The sequence below is a fragment of the Oxynema aestuarii AP17 genome, assembly GCF_012295525.1.
GTDB classification, from domain to species: Bacteria; Cyanobacteriota; Cyanobacteriia; order Cyanobacteriales; family Laspinemataceae; genus Oxynema; species Oxynema aestuarii.
In genome coordinates, this window is sequence record NZ_CP051167.1 from 4,695,202 (window position 1) to 4,712,518 (window position 17,317).

The 17,317-nt window shown below is 51.8% G+C and carries 14 protein-coding genes; 8 read left to right on the plus strand and 6 right to left on the minus strand.

From position 1 onward, the window contains the following. The first annotated feature begins 181 nt into the window (after positions 1 to 181). The 8 genes from rbp to HCG48_RS18910 all read left to right on the plus strand — a co-directional run bounded on the left by rbp (position 182) and on the right by HCG48_RS18910 (position 9,937). Positions 182 to 460 carry an RNA-binding regulator gene (gene rbp, locus HCG48_RS18875; RefSeq protein ID WP_168570542.1) on the plus strand — a complete coding sequence of 93 codons (279 nt, stop codon included), beginning with the start codon at positions 182 to 184 and terminating at the stop codon, positions 458 to 460. Positions 461 to 985: 525 nt separating this feature from the next. Further along, entirely contained in the window at positions 986 to 1,201 is a 216-nt protein-coding gene (locus HCG48_RS18880) for a helix-turn-helix domain-containing protein (protein ID WP_168570543.1), read from the plus strand. A gap of 425 nt (positions 1,202 to 1,626) precedes the next feature. After that, positions 1,627 to 2,691 carry a class 1 fructose-bisphosphatase gene (fbp, locus tag HCG48_RS18885; RefSeq protein ID WP_168570544.1) on the plus strand — a complete coding sequence of 355 codons (1,065 nt, stop codon included), beginning with the start codon at positions 1,627 to 1,629 and terminating at the stop codon, positions 2,689 to 2,691. 129 nt (positions 2,692 to 2,820) lie between these two features. Continuing rightward, entirely contained in the window at positions 2,821 to 3,963 is a 1,143-nt protein-coding gene (gene tal / locus HCG48_RS18890) for a transaldolase (protein WP_168570545.1), read from the plus strand. Positions 3,964 to 4,093: 130 nt separating this feature from the next. Then, complete coding sequence (gene zwf, locus HCG48_RS18895; protein WP_168570546.1) at positions 4,094 to 5,623, plus strand: glucose-6-phosphate dehydrogenase; 1,530 nt, start codon at positions 4,094 to 4,096, stop codon at positions 5,621 to 5,623. A 56-nt stretch (positions 5,624 to 5,679) separates the two neighbouring features. Further along, entirely contained in the window at positions 5,680 to 7,011 is a 1,332-nt protein-coding gene (opcA, locus tag HCG48_RS18900) for a glucose-6-phosphate dehydrogenase assembly protein OpcA (protein ID WP_168570547.1), read from the plus strand. Between the two features lie 246 nt (positions 7,012 to 7,257). Further along, on the plus strand, positions 7,258 to 8,421 hold the full coding sequence (locus HCG48_RS18905; RefSeq protein WP_168570548.1) for a glycosyltransferase: 1,164 nt from the start codon (positions 7,258 to 7,260) through the stop codon (positions 8,419 to 8,421). 103 nt (positions 8,422 to 8,524) lie between these two features. After that, positions 8,525 to 9,937 (plus strand): hypothetical protein, encoded by a 1,413-nt coding sequence (locus tag HCG48_RS18910; protein ID WP_168570549.1) that lies wholly within the window; start codon positions 8,525 to 8,527, stop codon positions 9,935 to 9,937. 7 nt (positions 9,938 to 9,944) lie between these two features. Here HCG48_RS18910 and HCG48_RS18915 read toward each other — a convergent pair whose 3' ends face one another. The 6 genes from HCG48_RS18915 to HCG48_RS18940 form a co-directional block, all read right to left on the minus strand. Next, positions 9,945 to 11,930: a glycosyl hydrolase family 28-related protein gene (locus tag HCG48_RS18915; RefSeq protein ID WP_246260150.1), complete on the minus strand. Its 1,986-nt coding sequence runs from the start codon at positions 11,928 to 11,930 to the stop codon at positions 9,945 to 9,947. A gap of 5 nt (positions 11,931 to 11,935) precedes the next feature. Next, positions 11,936 to 13,120, minus strand: a complete 1,185-nt coding sequence (locus tag HCG48_RS18920) for a WecB/TagA/CpsF family glycosyltransferase (RefSeq protein ID WP_246259627.1) — start codon at positions 13,118 to 13,120, stop codon at positions 11,936 to 11,938. A gap of 865 nt (positions 13,121 to 13,985) precedes the next feature. Beyond that, the gene (locus HCG48_RS18925; protein ID WP_168570551.1) at positions 13,986 to 15,236 is read right to left on the minus strand and encodes a glycosyltransferase family 4 protein; all 1,251 of its coding nucleotides are present in this window, start codon (positions 15,234 to 15,236) and stop codon (positions 13,986 to 13,988) included. Beyond that, positions 15,233 to 15,388 carry a hypothetical protein gene (locus HCG48_RS18930; RefSeq protein ID WP_168570552.1) on the minus strand — a complete coding sequence of 52 codons (156 nt, stop codon included), beginning with the start codon at positions 15,386 to 15,388 and terminating at the stop codon, positions 15,233 to 15,235. Before HCG48_RS18930 ends, HCG48_RS18925 begins: the two co-directional genes overlap by 4 nt. Continuing rightward, positions 15,375 to 16,511 carry a glycosyltransferase family 4 protein gene (locus HCG48_RS18935; RefSeq protein ID WP_168570553.1) on the minus strand — a complete coding sequence of 379 codons (1,137 nt, stop codon included), beginning with the start codon at positions 16,509 to 16,511 and terminating at the stop codon, positions 15,375 to 15,377. Before HCG48_RS18935 ends, HCG48_RS18930 begins: the two co-directional genes overlap by 14 nt. A gap of 28 nt (positions 16,512 to 16,539) precedes the next feature. After that, positions 16,540 to 17,289 carry a class I SAM-dependent methyltransferase gene (locus tag HCG48_RS18940; RefSeq protein ID WP_210437084.1) on the minus strand — a complete coding sequence of 250 codons (750 nt, stop codon included), beginning with the start codon at positions 17,287 to 17,289 and terminating at the stop codon, positions 16,540 to 16,542. Between the last annotated feature and the right edge of the window lie 28 nt (positions 17,290 to 17,317).

Genomic DNA, 17,317 nt, shown 5'->3' on the forward strand with positions numbered 1-17,317 from the left:
TCGACCCGATCTCCGATGGCCACTCGAAGAGTCTGTCACGGCTACGTGCTTTGTCAATTCTCGAATCTCGCCGACGAGGAAGGGGAAAAACACCTCGGGGAAATAATCTGTTGAGAGCATTTCTCCAATTGGCCGACCGATCCCCAATGGTGGGATCGATATTCGAGATCGAGACGTTCGCATGACTATTTACATTGGAAATCTCTCCTACAGCGCGACTGAAGACGATTTACGCGAAGTGTTTGGTGAATACGGCACTGTCTCCAGGGTTGTATTGCCGACCGATCGCGAAACAGGGCGCGTGCGTGGGTTCGCCTTCGTAGACATGAGTGATGACGCCGAAGAAGACACTGCCATTACCGAAATGAACGGTTTGGAGTGGATGGGGCGTCAGTTACGAGTCAACAAAGCTAAACCCCGAACGGAAAGTCGCAGTGGTGGGAGGCGCAATAGTTTTTAACATCCGCCTTTTAACATACAAGATCGAGAGTCCCCCAATAATGGGGTGTTCGAACTACTGAGATCGCCATTTTTGGAGTCGTTTCTAGGAACGGCGATCGCCACTAGGGACGGGTAAAGGTACCGATAGGGACCTTTGCCCGTTTCTTGTTTATGCGGGAATCCGGCGAGGCTGTCGTCTATCGACGGGTAGATTTGTAAAGTTTTTCAGACGGGGCGATCGCGCGGCAAAATCTATCTAAGAGATGCGTTGGAGCGACTCAAACCAGTAATAATACTCAAGAAAGCGCCAGATTTTCTATAGTTCGCATAAAGTTCGCGCCTGTTTGAGGAAATGCATCCTTAAGATATTAACTAATGGAGAGTTCGGGGGGCGATCGCTCCCGCGCTCTAACCGAAAGGTCAGCGTCGGGATGCTTCGACCAGCTCGGCAACAACATCGACCCCCCTTGAAAAGTCGATTCCCCTCAATGGGGATGAGACCAGCAACCCGTCCTTTAGCTATAGCCTGTGGTAAACTCTCGCCATGCTAACGATGAACTACACCTACCGAATCCATCCAAACGCCACCGGGCAGACCGAACTGTTGGAGGGGATGGAGAGGTGCCGAGGGGTATATCACTACGCCTTGGGCGAACTCAAAGACTGGATAGCTGCGCGTCACTGTCCGGCAGACCGATATTCGTTGGAAAAGGAATCTGGCGGAATGGGTGCGATCGCAATGGGGAGTCTCCTTTGCTAAGGACGATCCCAACGGCACTCGCCCAAGCTGCCCTAACGGCTTTGCTATTGTGAGCAAAGGGTTGGATGTCAGAGAGCATCATTGCCCTGAGTGTGGGGATCGAATCGATCGCGATCCGCCTCCGGCGTCGCTACGCGATCGTGCTACAGCAGAGATAGTTTTGCATTGCGGACTCGAACCAGTCAGTAGCCAGGGACTCTGGCGAAAGGAAACCGCCTGTCAAGTCGGTCTGTCGGGGGTCTATGACCTAGACAAGTGGCGTGGGGCAGGAATACCCAATCGTGAGGTTGGGAAACCCGCGCCGTACCCAGTGTAGGCGTCGGGAAGATGTCACTGACAGGCCGACGGGATACCCCACAGGAACGTCCACCCAATATTGACCCCCGTCGCCATTGCAACGCTGCTCCACCAACAGGAGAACCATTATGGCAGACTCAACCCCCGGTATCGGACAAGAACCCAGTTTAGATCGAGACTGCACGACCCTTTCTCGCCACGTCCTCCAACAACTACAAAGTTTCGGCCCCGACGCGCAAGATCTCAGCGCTTTGATGAACCGGATCGCCCTCGCCGCCAAACTCATTTCCCGTCGCTTAAGTCGTTCCGGCTTAGTAGAAGGGGTATTGGGCTTTACTGGAGAGGTCAACGTGCAGGGAGAAAGCGTCAAACGGATCGACGCTTACGCCAACGAAGTGTTTATTTCCGTCTTCAAGCAAAGTGGCTTAGTTTGCCGCTTGGCGTCCGAAGAAATGGAAAAACCGTATTACATCCCGGAAAACTGCCCGATCGGGCGTTATACCCTGCTCTACGACCCGATTGACGGCTCGTCTAACATCGATAGCAACCTCAATGTCGGTTCGATTTTCTCGATCCGCCAGCAAGAAGGCATCGACGAAGACGGAAGCGCCCAAGATCTGCTGCAAAGCGGACGCAAGCAACTCGCCGCAGGCTACGTTCTCTACGGCCCGAGTACGATGCTGGTCTATTCCATTGGCAAAGGGGTGCATTCGTTTACCCTCGATCCGAGTTTGGGCGAGTTCATTCTGTCGAGTGAAAATATCCAACTGCCCGATTGCGGCTCGATTTATAGTGTCAATGAAGGCAACTTTTGGCAGTGGGACGAATCCCTGCGCGATTACATCCGCTACGTTCACCGCCACGAAGGCTATACGGCCCGCTATGGCGGCGCTTTGGTGGGAGACTTTCACCGAATTTTATTTGAAGGCGGGGTCTTTTTATATCCCGGTTCGGTGAAACAACCGGAAGGTAAATTGCGGCTTCTGTACGAAACGGCGCCGTTAGCCTTTTTGGCGGAACAAGCCGGAGGGCGCGCCAGTACGGGGGTCGAGGAGATTTTAGACGTGGTTGCCGACCACTTGCACCAACGGACTCCGGTGATTATCGGGTCTAAAGACAATGTGGAACTGGTCGAATCGTTCATTCAGGAACGGGCGCGGGAGGAAAACGAACGCCTGATGACCTCTTCGTGAGGGGAGGGGGAACGTGACTGGGTGAAAGGGAAGCGGATGAAAGTGTAAACCGCTTACCAGGAATTCTAGAACTTCTCTGGCACAATCCAGAGCAAGTGTGTTTGTAGCAATTCAATCGAAAAGGACATTATGACTGCGACCAACCCAATTTTACAAATCGAAGAACAGTTCGGACAGAGCATTTGGATGGACAATCTCAGTCGGGACGCGATCGCCTCGGGGGAGTTAAAAACCCTGATTCAAACCCGGGGATTGAAAGGGCTGACCTCGAATCCGGCGATTTTTGAAAAGGCGATCGCCGGGAACGCCATTTACGACGGGGATATCGAGGCGGGAATCCGCGCGAATAAGTCCGTGGAAGAGATTTACGAATCGCTAGCGTTTGAAGATATCCGCAATGCTTGCGATCTGTTTCGCCCGATTTACGACGAAACCGACGGGTTAGATGGCTACGTCAGTATCGAAGTCTCGCCCCATTTGGCCCGGGATACGGAGAAAACCATTTCTGAGGCGAAACGCTATTACGACGCCATCGGTCGGGATAACGTGATGATTAAGATCCCCGGAACGCCGGAAGGGTTGGTGGCGGTGGAAAAAACGATCGCCGCCGGGATTAACGTCAATATCACCTTGCTGTTCTCCGTGCAGAGTTATATAGATACCGCTTGGGCTTACATTCGCGGTTTGGAAGCGCGCGCCGAAGCGGGTCACGACATCAGTAAGATCGCGTCGGTGGCGAGTTTCTTCATCAGTCGGATCGATGCCAAAATAGACGACGCGATCGACGCCAAACTGGCCGAGGCCAGCGATCCCGACGTGCAAGCTAAACTAAAAGAAACGAAAGGGAAAGTGGCGATCGCCAACGCCAAGATCGCCTATCAGAAGTACAAGGAAATCATCCAGAGCGATCGCTGGAAAGCCCTTTCCGCCAAAGGCGCCAACACCCAACGCCTGCTGTGGGCGAGTACCAGTACCAAGAATCCGGAATATAGCGACGTTCTTTACGTCAACGAACTGGTCGGACCGAATACGGTCAACACCCTGCCCCCGGCGACGATCGAAGCGTGCGCGGATCATTGCGAAGTCGCCAGTCGCATCGAAACCGACGTGGATAAAGCTAACGCCACGATCGCCAATCTCCCGGAATTGGGGATCGATCTCGATGCGGTCATGGCGGAATTACTCGACGAAGGGATCGAGAAATTCAATCAGCCTTTCGATTCGTTAATGAGTTCTCTAGAGAACAAAGTCAAACAACTGACTCCGGCATAATTCCTAGGGGCGATCGCGCCATTCCCTCGTGCGGAGGCGACGCGATCGCCCCGAACTCCCTCTCTTCTTCGTCCCCCAGTTTGTCACCCACAAGCTGGGGAGACTTTCCGTAACACCCATATAACGATCGATGGTCACCCTACTAGAAAATCCCCTGCGCGTCGGATTGCAACAAGATCGCATCCCCGAACCCCAAATTTTAACCATCTTCGGGGCGTCCGGCGATCTGACCCAACGCAAACTGGTTCCCGCGCTCTATCAAATGAAATTAGAGCGCAAACTGCCCCCCGAACTCACCATCGTCGGCGTCGCCCGTCGCGACTGGTCTCACGAGTATTTCCGCGATTACTGTCGCGAAGGGATCGAAGAATATGGCGGCGGTTTGGGGAACGAACAACTGTGGAACGACTTCGCCAAAGGACTGTTTTACTGTGCGGGTAACATCGACCATCCCGAGAGTTACCAAAAACTCAAAGCCTTTTTAAGCGAACTCGACGACCAACGCGGGACTCGGGGAAACCGCGTCTTTTACCTGTCCGTCGCCCCGCGCTTTTTTGCGGAAGCGGCGCAACAATTGGGCAACGCGGGAATGCTCGCCGATCCGACCAAACACCGTTTAGTGATTGAAAAACCATTCGGTCACGACCTCGCCTCGGCCCAAGTCCTCAACCGGGTGGTGCGTCAAGTATGCAACGAAACGCAAATTTATCGGATCGACCATTATTTAGGCAAAGAAACCGTTCAAAACTTACTGGTGTTTCGGTTTGCCAACGCCATTTTTGAACCCCTGTGGAATCGGCAATTTGTCGATCACGTGCAGATTACCGTCGCCGAAACCGTGGGGTTGGAAGGACGGGCGGGGTATTACGAAACGGCAGGGGCGTTGCGCGACATGGTGCAGAATCACCTGATGCAGTTATTTTCGCTGACGGCGATGGAACCGCCGAACTCCCTCGACGCGGACAGCATCCGCAATGAAAAAGTCAAAGTGGTGCAGGCGACCCGCTTGGCGGATTTGGAGAATTTGGACAATAGCGCGGTTCGCGGTCAGTATACGCGCGGCTGGATGCGCGGGAAGGAAGTACCGAGTTACCGGGAAGAAGACGGCGCCTCTGCGGAGTCCACGACGCCGACCTATGCGGCGCTGAAGTTGTATATCGATAACTGGCGCTGGAAAGGGGTTCCCTTTTACATGAGAACGGGGAAACGGATGCCTAAGAAGGTGACGGAAATTGCGATCCAGTTCCGAGACGTGCCGTTTTTGATGTTCCAGTCCGCCGCCAAACAGGCGAATCCGAACGTGTTGGCCCTGCGGATTCAGCCGAATGAAGGGATTTCGATGCGTTTTGAGGTGAAAACCCCGGGGAATTCCTTGCGGACGCGATCGGTGAATATGGATTTCAGTTACGATACGGCGTTCGGTCAGCCGAATACGGATGCGTACAGTCGGCTGTTGATCGATTGCATGTTGGGGGACCAGACCCTGTTTACCCGAGGGGACGAGGTGGAGGCATCTTGGCGCATTTTGACGCCTCTGCTGCAAGCTTGGGACGCCCCGGCGGAAGCGGATGCGATCCCGCTTTACGAGGCGGGAACCTGGGAACCTGTGGAAGCGGAATTGCTACTCAACCGCGACGGTCGGCGCTGGCGCAGACTTTAAGGCGATCGCCCCGGCGACAGACGACTCGCGAATTCAGCAAAAAGGATTGAGGATTGATGAATACTCCAATTGTTGCCCTGCAAAAACCCAAAGATATTTCTCTAGAAGATATCGAGTCCGAACTCAGTAATATTTGGCTGTCGGAAAATGGCGGCAAGGCGGCGCCTGTCGCGACGAGGGCGACCACGTTTAGTATGGTGGTTTACGAACCGGAAGAGTTCCAACAGTTGCTCGGCGCCCTCGGGTTTTACGACGGCCCGATTGACGGGATTCACGGACCGCAGACGAAAGAAGCGGTGGAAGCGGCCCAGCAAGAATACGGATTGCGCCTGTCGGGACGGGTAGACCCCCAAACGTTGAAGCGCTTGCGCGAGGCTTATGTCAACCATGGGGGCGATCGCCCGGAGGTCAACAACGCCGATGCCCGGGGATTCAGCATCAGCGACGCGATCGCCGCCCAAAATCCCTGTAGAATCGTGACGCTTTGCCCGGTTTTGGGCGAAGATACCGGGGTCACTGCTCAAGTCTCCGCCTACTGCCCGATTCAGAAACAACACGGCAGCAATCTGATCTGTTGCGAGTACATTACTCTACGCGGGACGAAAGAAGCCCTCGAACGGGTCAGCGATCTGGTCGTCTCTCTGACGATCCCGAATTTGCCCAAGTTCGTCTGGTGGAAAGCGACTCCCAATCCGGAACAGGAGTTATTTCACAAACTCTCCCAATGCTGCAATTGCATGATCGTCGATTCTTCCTATTTCAGCGATCCGGAATCGGAATTTATCAAAATGCACCAGTTAATCGACGAGGAAACCTACATCGCCGATCTCAACTGGCATCGTCTGTCCTCGTGGCAGGAATTGACGGCGGCGGCGTTCGACCCCCCGGAACGACGCACGGCGTTGGTGGATCTCGATGGGGTTACGATCGACTACGAGAAAGGTAATGCGGCCCAAGCGTTCATGTTTTTAGGCTGGATGGCGTCCCGCCTCGGCTGGGAACCGAAGGCGTATATCGAAGAAGGTGGGGATTACGATATTACCCGGATTAAGTTCGACGGACCCAATCACCACACGGTGGAGGCGGAGTTGGCGGCGATTCCAACGGCGGACTGGGGCGAAATTCCCGGCGATTTGGTGGGATTGCGCTTGAGTTCGACCACGAATGAGGAAAATTGCTGCACGATTTTGTGTTCGGAAACGACGGGCTGTATGCGGATGGAAGCCGGGGGAACGGCGCAATCGTCGCGGACGGAACAGGTGACGCCTCTGACGGACCAAAAGGCGGAATATTTACTCAGTCAGCAGTTGCAACGCTGGGGCCGCGATGCGCTGTACGAGGAGAGTTTGGCGGTGGTGGTCGAGATGTTGTCATTGCGCCAGAACTAACTACGGTTGAGTTTCGGCGCTGTTTGGGGGCGATCGCCCGGATGGCAAGATCGAGTGATTCTCAATAAAAATGTGTAGGGGCGAACGGCGGTTCGCCCCTACGGGATCTAGGGATCGTGCAGGAATTTGCCGATCGATCGCCAAGAACGAGGCGATCGCCTCCTAGTCTCCTTCGTCGATCTCACTAAATCTAAACTTTAAACTCTAAACTTTAAACTCTAAACTTTAAACTTTAAAATTCCCCGGATGCATATTTTAACCATTCACAATAACTATCAAATTCGCGGCGGCGAGGAAGTCTCCCGGGAAGCCGAGGAACGGCTATTGCGCGAACGGGGTCATCAGGTCGAAAGTTATGAAGACGATAATGCCCGTCTGAGTGAGTTAGGGGCGATCGATGTGGCGACGCGCACCCTGTGGTCGCGAGAAGCTTACCAGCAGGTGAAACAAAAACTGCAAGCGGGATCTTACGATCTCGTCCACGTCCAGAACTTTTTTCCTTTAATCTCGCCGTCGGTCTATTACGCGGCCCAGGAATGTGGGGTTCCGGTGGTGCAGACATTGCGGAATTACCGCTTGTTATGTCCGAATGCTTTATTTTTCCGGGACGGACGGGTATGTGAGGACTGTTTGGGAAAAGCAATTCCCTGGCCCGGGGTGGTTCACCGTTGCTACCGCCAAAACCGTTCGGCGAGTGCGACGACGGCGGCGATGTTGGTGGTGCATCGGGGATTGCAAACTTGGGAGAAGAAAGTAGACCGTTATATTGCACTGACGGAGTTTGCGCGGCAAAAGTTTATTGAGGGGGGGCTTTCGGCGGAGAAGATTGTGGTTAAGCCGAATTTTGTGGCGCCGGATCCCGGTCCGGGGTCGGGGAGTGGGGGTTACGCGCTTTATGTGGGGCGTTTGTCGGTGGAGAAGGGGTTGGATGTGTTGTTGGCGGCGTGGGAACGGTTGGCGGGGAAGGTTCGGTTAAAGATTGTCGGGGATGGGCCGTGGGGCGATCGCGTGGCGGCGGCGGCGGCGAAGATGCCGGAGGTGGAATGGTTGGGGCGCCAACCGATGGAGGAGGTTCATCGTTTGATGGGGGAGGCGATGGTGTTGGTGTTTCCGTCGAAGTGGTACGAAACGTTCGGACGGGTGGCAGTGGAGGCATTTGCGAAGGGGACTCCGGCGATCGCGGCGAATTTAGGGGCGATCGCCGAATTAGTCGAGGACGGACGCACCGGGATTCGCTTTCAGCCGAGCGATCCGGTGGATTTAGCCGCTAAAGTGGAATGGATCTTGAACCATCCCGAACCATTGGCCGCAATGCGTCGCCATGCGAGAGCGGAATATCTGGCAAAATATACCCCCGATCGCAATTACGAGCAGTTAATGGCGATTTACGAGGGAGTACGTCGTCGTTAACGCTTCTCGCTCGTCCTCATTGTTGGTTTCGCAGTCAATGGGAGTCGGGGAGGGGCGATCGTCGGATCGATAACAATGGATTCGTCACAATGGATTCGTCACAATGGATTCAGATGCGGAATTTTCTAAGCGACATAAAGGATATATCCAACTTTCCGAGTTAACTTTAATTGCGTTTAGCAGTACCTTTTTTTCGCGGGTTCTCACCCTTTTTAAAATCCCTTCAATTATCAATTTAGCTCATTTGGGGATTATTCCCTTTGTCTTTGGGCTGGCAATCTTAAAAAGTAGGGTAAAAGATCGGAAGCAAATTAAAATATTTGAAGAATTTTTAATTGCCTTATTTATTTTTTTAATTGTTAACTTTGCCAGCGCTTTACTCAACGATGCTGGTATTATCAATGCTGTCGTTAACTTTCTATTCTTTTGCGAACATTTTCTGACTTTGGCTTTAATTATTTATTTACCTTTAACCCCAGAAAAATTTAAGTTTTTTAGAGCATTTATTATCGGTTCTTCATTCACCAATACGATTTTTGCTTATACGCAACACTACGTTTTAAGGCTGCATTTAAGAAAAGGACTTGAAGATAATATCAAAGGCGTTTTTATTGGGGGTGGAGCCGGACACGTGGTCGGTGCTTCCGTAGCACTCACTTTTGGAATTTACTATTTTGCCAATGCCAAACAGATCCCCATCTGGATTAGAGTTGTCATTGTGTTGGCGACTTTTTGGCATATGAATATGGCGGACGCCAAACAAGTTCTACTCGTCTTTTTAGTTGCTGGCGTTCTTTTACTGATTACCAAATTGAACAATATCGTCGATGCAATTAAGTATTTAGGTGGCGCTGTATTTCTGGGTTTTGCTTTATATTGGGCGATCCAAAATGTGCCTGCTTTTGAAGCCTTTAATACCTGGGCAAGACCGGAAATTTACGGTCCGGAAGGAGAAGCGACCTTATTAAAAACGGCAACATTTCGTTTGGTTCCCAATTACTATACAACCCCTTTACATCCTTTTCTAGGCGTCGGTCCGGGTCATACGGTGGGACGGTTGGGTGGTTGGATGTTGCGCGAGTACGAATCAATTTTAAGTCCCTTGGGGTCTACCATTCATCCCGCCTCGATCGCGGTGTGGACGGCGGTCGGCGAAAGTTGGTTGGGGGACCAGTCAAGTATGTTTTCTCCCCTGTTTGGTTGGGCGGGAATTTGGGGCGATCTCGGTTTACTCGGTTTATTTTCTTTTCTCGGAATTTGGGCGGTGGTCTGGTTTCGCCTCTGTTTTGACGATGTATCTAGATTTTTTGTTCTCACGGTTTTGGTCTTCGGTTTGATTTTTACGCAGATGGAAGAACCGGGATATATGAATTATGTGGCGAGTTTGATTGCCCTACGTTGGCAAGAAAAAAATGTCAAACGACTGTATCCCGATGCACCGCAATGGCAAGTCTCCCATCGGAAGCACCGTAAATCAATTAAAGCCTGGATAAAATACTTTTTATTGCTCGACTGAAAAACAGTCAAGCTTTTCTGTATTTGAGATAAAAAAGTCCGGCAGTAGAGATGGCGATCGCCCCGACTGAAATCGCCACTTTGCGATCGGAAAATGAATATAACAATGAATGTAAAACGGGTTCGACCGATCCGGGAGTTCCGACATAAAGCGGGATGAATCTCGCGCTTCCACGAGGGGGAAGTTGTCCGTCCGTGAGGGTTTTGGTGACGCCGTTGCGGGTTTCCCGGACGAAGGTGGTGTAGCGGGTTCCTCCGTGATGGGATTCGGCGATGACGACGGATAAATCGGACTCTCGATTGATAAAAGCGGCTTGGTCTGGGGGAATATCTCCGGAACCGGGATAAATCAGTCCGCCGAGAACTTCGGTTTTGCCACCATTGAGGGTTTGAATAATGTTTCCTTCGTCTTCGGTTTTCAGTCCCAAGATCCACAGGTCGCTACCGTCGTTAATAATTTTGGTGACGTCACCTTCGGGATTCAATTGTCGGGCCCATACTTGCTGATTTTTAAAAATCCAGTCGGAGGCGACCATATCTTTAATAAATAGTTTGCCCGATCCACTGTTGCGATAGGCTTTAGCGGAACCGACGGCAATATTTTTTAAGACTAAAGTGCGCGAACTGGCGTGTTCGACCCAGTGAAAGTTACGACCGCCATAATTTCCCCAAAATCGTTCTAAAATTACGCTTTTCGAGGGGCCATCTTGCAGGCGAAATACCGGATTTTCGGTGCCGTTGAGGGGTTCGCTGACGGTAATGGTGGATTCTAATAGGTTGAGGCGCTCTAAATTTCCGCGCAGTTCGATGGTGTTGCTGATGATATATTTACCGTTGGGAAAATACACGATCGCCGCCCCACTATCGATCGCCTCTTGGATGGCGGCGGTGTCGTCGCGATCGTCGTTTCCGTCGGCGCCGAAGTTGGCGACGCTGACCCACTGTTCTACTGGGGGGGAATCGGTTTCGGGAGGGGCTTCGATCGCCAAATTGAGCGAACTTCCCGTGGAGGGAAACAAGCTATAAATTCCGTGAGAGCTATATTCGTCAACGCGATCGCCTGCAATGACTTCGCCGCTATTGGCGATCGCCGATCGATAGCCGGAAGTGCGTATATTACGGGCATACAGCACCCCTTCGTCGTTGGCGATCGCGGAAACGTCCGGCGAACCGCCTTCAAGCTGACTGTCGAGAACTACGACTAAACCGCGTCCGTCTACATTGCGAATCGCCGGAACCCGATTGCGACTGGTCAAACCGCGAATACTCAGTAAATTTGCCCGATTCTCAATCCCGACGAGGCGCTGATCTTCCACGTGCAGGTTTTCAAAAACCATGCCAAATTCGGGAAAGGTCACCAGGACGGCGCGATCGAACCCGAAGATCGCAACATCTTCGATCGTTCCCGGTCCGGGCCAGGGTAAGGTTAAGGCAATTCCGGCAAATCCGTATTTTTGCGGATCGCTCGATCGCACGGTGACGTTACGAATCGTGCCTTGATTGTTATTGAGATATTCGATGGCGATCGCTCCGGGATTTCCCCGACCGACATCGACGGTTAAATCAAATAGAGAATTGCGAAACGCCTGTCCGGCGGGACCTTTTGTTTGAATGACGGGTTTGGGTGCTTCCGGGTTGTCGAAGCCGGGACAGTTATCTTTGAGCCGGACGATCGCGCGATCGCGGCTCTCGCCTTCAAAAAAGTAACGCTTCCCCGTCTGGGCGATCGTCAAAGTATCGCATACTAAATAAGTACCGTCGGGAAAATATAAAAAGCGATTGCCCTCTTCCAAAGCGGTTTGGATCGCTGCCGTATCGTCGCTGACGCCATCACCTTTAGCCCCGTAATCGCGGACGTTGGTGACGGCAGCATCGGCAGGTAAAGGAGCGGCGATCGCGCGATCGTCGCGATCGAGGGTCACGCCCCAACCGATCCCTGCGGACACGGCGATCGCGATCGCCACCCCAGCCCGTCGCCACAAACTATACATCATACCACTCAAGCCATCGACAGAGTTGGACTGCTGTTTTGACTGTTCTCGATATGTTCTAACACTAAATCCACCGTTTCTTGTTTGATCCACCCTTTGACCACCGCCAGTTCGCCAAAGCGCAAGCCCGTTTTCTTTTGGTGTTTGACAATTGCCTCGATCTGGTCGTCGTCCAACAACGCCGCCGACTTGAGATAGTAACCGATCGGGTATTTTTCCGGCTGATTCTTCAACTGCGGCAACTGTTCGGCAAAGAAATCGATCGTCTGCGGTTTGACCCAGCCATATTCACTCAACAGCTCCCCAAATCGGCGATCGCGGTTTCTTTCGCGCTGTTCTTGCAAAATACGTTCGACCTGGCGAGGGCTCAACAACCCCGCTTCCACCAACAGTTGACCGATGGGTCGATCCCCCTTGCGATTTTGAATCGCCCGGGTTAATTCCCTCGCATAGCGGGCGTTCTTCACGGGGTTGTCCGTCAGCAGTTGTTTCAACGCCAGCCACACGAACGGCGGAATCGTCTTACTATAACGTCCCCAAAGCCGGGTCGGTTCTTGCACGAAACGATAGAGCCATTCCAAACCATTCTCCCGTACCCAACGCGGCGCCCACTTTTTCTGCCCCGCATACACCGGGAAAACTCCGCCAAGACCGATGGTGACCGCATTAATTTGTCCTTGGTGTTGGGCCATCCACAGCTCTTGCTTGGGACATCCCAAAGAAAGAAACACCAAACCCGCCCCACTGCGATTGATTCTCTCAATCAAGGCGCGATCTTCACTCGGGGTCAGGGGTCGGAACGGAAGCGGTTCCATCGCCGCAATGTCGAGATCGGGAAATTCTTGCTCCAATCGCTGGCGCATCGCCGCCAAGGTCTGCTCGTCCGAACCCAGGAAAAAGACGCTCACCTTTTTTCTCGGCGCCAGATCGCACAAACGCAACAAGATTTCCATCCCCGCCACTCGGTCTTGTTGGCGCAGTCCTTGTTGCCGCATCATCCAGACTAAAGGCATTCCGTCCGGTGTGACGAGATCGGCAGATTCTAGCACTCGGGAAAACTCCGGATTCCAATAGGCTTCCATGAGCATGTGGACGTTCGCCACGCAAACCATGCGACTTTGCCGAGTCTTGGCCCACCGAATCAGGGTGTCCATTTGTTCGTTAAAGCGCAAGGCCGTGATCCAAGAGTTCACGACTTTAGTTTTGGGTAAAAAAATAGTTTCTTCGGTTTTAGGAGGTATCGTCGCTACCATTTAAAAGTCCCCCACATCCTTAATAAAAGTAATTCGTTTTGAAAAATCAGTTTTGGGTTCGACCTCGAAAGCGCTACACCAAGGCTCGGGCGCTTTCTCAGTAATTTCTCTGTCAAATTTCCGATTTTGGGAACCCGAGGTGCATTGCTGCGTCAGTTATTCCCGTACTCTCCCCGAGCTTTAAGCGGTGGCGCCGCTCTTGCAGAGTTTGGGGTTTGTACCGATCGCCCGGTCTTTGCTCTTCGTCAAATCCGTGCTTTCACTGAAAACAGCGTCCTCGATACACCTGCCCAATTGCAAGGGCTAAGCGCTCATCTTTACTTAAATTTCATTTTTTTGCCTCAAAATTAAATTTTTGATAAATTCCTCGTTTTTTGTAACAGTTATTAAATAAAAATACGAGTAAAAAGTTTAAGATAAAAAGTTTTTTATTTTTAATTTCTGTAGTTTTGATTAAGATTTTAGGGATCGATCGCGGTAAATACTGAACCACTCTTGATGGCGCAATCGAGCGTCAAAGAGCTGAAACTGACTGAGAATCGATGAAAACAGCGATCCCAAAGATTTGTTTATGATTTAAAAACCAGCAAAAATCGCGATCCGCTCTCGGTTATGCGAACGGGGGCGATCGCCCCTCAGTACAAACCCGGAGGTACTCGGCGATCGCTCGATTATCTATACAACTGCGCGAAGCGGCGATCGGGAATCTTTTTCGCCGATCGGTATTGCTGGAGATGGAAGACCCAAAAAATAGACGGCCAAAATGACCGCCTGACAAAGGTTACAAGGTTTTAAGTGGATTTACTTAGCGATTGGCTACTTCTGGTTGAGAAAGAGCCAGGCGATCGTATAACTGGGCTAAGGCTCGGACTTTCGCCGACCAGCTAAACTCCGCGATCGCCCGTTGCCTTGCGGTTTCTCCCATTTGCAACCTCAAAGCGCGATCGCCCGCCACGCAGCTCATTGCCTCGGCTAAATCTGTGACCGCTCGTTCCGGTGTTTCTGCAGGTACGGCGATCCCCGTTTCTGGGGTCACCTGTAGCCCCGGACCGCCGAGTTGCAAGCACAACACCGGACGGCGCGCCGCCATGGCTTCCAAACAGACCAAACCGCCGGACTCGTGCAAACTCGGGTGAACCAACGCCACACAGTCGCCAAGTTTGTCTAAGGTTTCGTCTCGTCCCAAAGCTCCCCAAAAGGTGACGCGATCGCCGATTCCCAATTCAGTCGCCAAAGCGGCGAGGCGATCGCGTTCCGGACCGTCCCCCACGATCCAATATTCCGTATTTTCCGGTAAGTCTGCCGCCGCAAAGGCGCGCAATCCCAAATGAAATCCTTTCCAATGCAACAGGCGACCGATACTGAGAAAGCGGATGGTTCCCGAATCCGACACCGGACAGCGACCGAGGCGATCGAGTTCGAGATCGGACAAGCCCAACTGAGAAAGCACTTCTACCCGAGGCGCCCCCAAAACACGCAAACGTGCTGCGGTGTCTTCCGTCGTTGCTCGGGCTAATACCGAACGGCGGGCAGTGATGCGGACAAAGGGATCCCGTTCGCCGAGCGATCGCCCTAAATCGCGCAGAATTTCGTAAATTTTGCCCCGTTTTCCGAAATCTCGCCAAAAGGATTTCGGTGCCGACTCGCCCCCACCGACCGGACCCCAAATAAACGGAATCGGCAATAAGGCTAGAAAACTCGGACCCCAGTATTTGACGTAAGTGACGTGATGGACGAGATCGAATGGGATGGCGTCGTGTAAGTGTTTTCCCTGAAAATACGCGGCAATTTGCCATAAATAATAGTGAACTTGCACGATGCGCTGGTTGCGATTGAGCGCTTCGAGCCAATGGGGGAGGCGACAGTAAATGACGGTCAAACCGTTAATTGGACGCTCTTTTAAAGAGCTTTCGACGGCTTCGCGGTTATTTTCGCGGGTGATGACCCAAATTTGATGAAATTTAACTAATTCACGCACGAGATTCCAGCTAATGGCGGGTTCGGAACCTTTGTCCGGTCGGTAGGCGTACGCAGAAATTAAAATTTTCAAGCTCATGGAGAGTCCTCGGGCGATCGATCGGGGGAGGGGCGATCGCGGCAAAACATGCCATCGATCGCCCGTACGGGGTGAAACGGTCGGGAATTGCGGAAATTACTGAAATTAGGAGCGGCGATCGCGCGCGATCCGTAAAATTCAGTATGCTGCATTGACACGCTCGACGACATCGGCGAGAAAATCGGCGGCAGCTTCGGGGGTATAACGCTGCATGGTGGCGCGCGCCCGATCGCCCATCTCGATCGCCAGTTGCGGGTTGTCAACGATCTGAGCGAGTAAATTGGCGAGGGTTTGGCGATCGCGCGGGTCGCAAATCCAGCCATTTTCGCCGTGTTCGATCAACTCCGAAGCCCCGGCCCATTGGGAACACAATACAGGTTTTCCTAATAACATCGCTTCGCTGACGACGACGCCCCAAGTATCCTCCAAGGTTGGCAAAACAAAGACGTCGGCTTGTTGGAAATAGGCGCCTAATTCGCTATAGTCTACCCGACCGATCCACTCGACGCGATCGCTCAATCCTTTTTCCTGACAAAATTGTTCTAAGCCCGGGCGATCGTTGCCATCGCCGACAATTTGCAAGGTGTAGCGATCGATGCCCCGTTCGGCCAAGACCGCGCAAGCATCTAATAATAAATCGATGCCTTTACGCGGGATTAAACTGCCGACAAAAAGGAAAATTGGTTTGATTTTTTCTGGTGTCTGGCCTTCAGAATTAGTTTGAGTGAAAGAGGCGATCGCCGGAACTTCGTAAGGATGGACGAAAACCCGATCTTCCGGAGCCTTTAACACCTCAGTTAAATAAATTTTTCCCGCTAGAGAGTTGGTAATACAAGCATCGGCAGTCTTGACCATCGATCGCCGCACGGCCAATCTTAGCGGTGAATTGCGACAGTCTACACTCGGGGAACTGCCCTCGTAAGCAATGACCACTCGCCAGCGCGCGATCGGTTTGAACGCTAAGGCTAAAAGCGTCCAAATCCCGAAGGAATTGGAAAAGATAATATGGGGTTTAAATTCCAATAAACGGCTGACAATATTGAGGGGAAGGTAAGTAAAGTTAATTCCGTATCCTGTCGATCCTTTGAGGATTGGAATCACTTTTCGCCGACCGACGATTTCGACGGCAAAACTATTTTCAAATCCCGCCGCGTAGCCCCGCCAATTGGCGGCATACGCTTTCAGATCTCCAAAGCGTCGGGTGAGGGCGGCCAGCATCGGATGCCAGTAGTAGAAGGCAGAGGTGAGCAGCCAAGCAATACGAGGGTTTTCCATTGGACGTGTTTGCGGCTTTCCTCGCTGATTATTTCACCAAAATCCCAACATATTTGATGTCGTTTGTAAAGGGGGTTTCAACAATCCAAGGTGGGCGGTCGATCTCCTCACAGAAATCGCGAAAGGCAAAATCATCGTCGATATCGTCGGCAATAAAAATACCTCCGGGTTTGAGAGCTTGCCATAGCAGGGGGTAAGCCCACATTTTCCCCTGATAAAACTTATCGCTGTCGTAGTGACACAGATCGATTTGAGGTAAGATTTTTAAGGCATCGATTAAGGCTTCGCGATCGGCATAAGGGAGAATTGTCCAAATGGATTTGAGGCGATCGGGAACTACACAACCGACGTAAGATTCGCTATGTTCAGAAAAATATGGTAAATCGGTACTGACCAGTTGAGATCCTTCTCTTTCGTTTAAAGACAGTAAAAGCGTCAGGGATGACCAACCATAAGAAACCCCCGTTTCGATCGCCCGTGTTGCTCGGACATACTCTGCTAATTGATAAATAATTTCTAAATTTCCTTGTCCTCCCATTCGGTTCGGAATAGACTCGATTAATTTCTGCTGTTCTTCGATTAAATCCTTGAATTTTTCGGAAAACTTAACTGTGGGAATTTTTCCGGTTATTTTCAAGATTGCGGTTTCTGTATCTACGGCTTTTAAAGCACACCAGTTTCTGGTTTTTTCTTTGATTCTCCATCGAGCTTCTGACGTGCGTTGCTCTCGTTCTAATCCAAAAATCGAACCAATTTTTCGGCCTAGTCTCCGAATCATTTCCGGATACATTTTAGGTCGTCTTAAG

What these genes read in the sequence shown, in the direction of transcription:
- HCG48_RS18930 (WP_168570552.1), bottom strand. Translation starts at nt 15,388, where the DNA reads ATGCAGCATACTGAATTTTACGGATCGCGCGCGATCGCCGCTCCTAAT.
- rbp (WP_168570542.1), top strand. Translation starts at nt 182, where the DNA reads ATGACTATTTACATTGGAAATCTCTCCTACAGCGCGACTGAAGACGAT.
- zwf (WP_168570546.1), top strand. Translation starts at nt 4,094, where the DNA reads ATGGTCACCCTACTAGAAAATCCCCTGCGCGTCGGATTGCAACAAGAT.
- HCG48_RS18925 (WP_168570551.1), bottom strand. Translation starts at nt 15,236, where the DNA reads ATGAGCTTGAAAATTTTAATTTCTGCGTACGCCTACCGACCGGACAAA.
- HCG48_RS18910 (WP_168570549.1), top strand. Translation starts at nt 8,525, where the DNA reads ATGGATTCAGATGCGGAATTTTCTAAGCGACATAAAGGATATATCCAA.
- fbp (WP_168570544.1), top strand. Translation starts at nt 1,627, where the DNA reads ATGGCAGACTCAACCCCCGGTATCGGACAAGAACCCAGTTTAGATCGA.
- HCG48_RS18940 (WP_210437084.1), bottom strand. Translation starts at nt 17,289, where the DNA reads ATGATTCGGAGACTAGGCCGAAAAATTGGTTCGATTTTTGGATTAGAA.
- HCG48_RS18905 (WP_168570548.1), top strand. Translation starts at nt 7,258, where the DNA reads ATGCATATTTTAACCATTCACAATAACTATCAAATTCGCGGCGGCGAG.
- tal (WP_168570545.1), top strand. Translation starts at nt 2,821, where the DNA reads ATGACTGCGACCAACCCAATTTTACAAATCGAAGAACAGTTCGGACAG.
- HCG48_RS18880 (WP_168570543.1), top strand. Translation starts at nt 986, where the DNA reads ATGCTAACGATGAACTACACCTACCGAATCCATCCAAACGCCACCGGG.
- HCG48_RS18935 (WP_168570553.1), bottom strand. Translation starts at nt 16,511, where the DNA reads ATGGAAAACCCTCGTATTGCTTGGCTGCTCACCTCTGCCTTCTACTAC.
- HCG48_RS18915 (WP_246260150.1), bottom strand. Translation starts at nt 11,930, where the DNA reads ATGATGTATAGTTTGTGGCGACGGGCTGGGGTGGCGATCGCGATCGCC.
- opcA (WP_168570547.1), top strand. Translation starts at nt 5,680, where the DNA reads ATGAATACTCCAATTGTTGCCCTGCAAAAACCCAAAGATATTTCTCTA.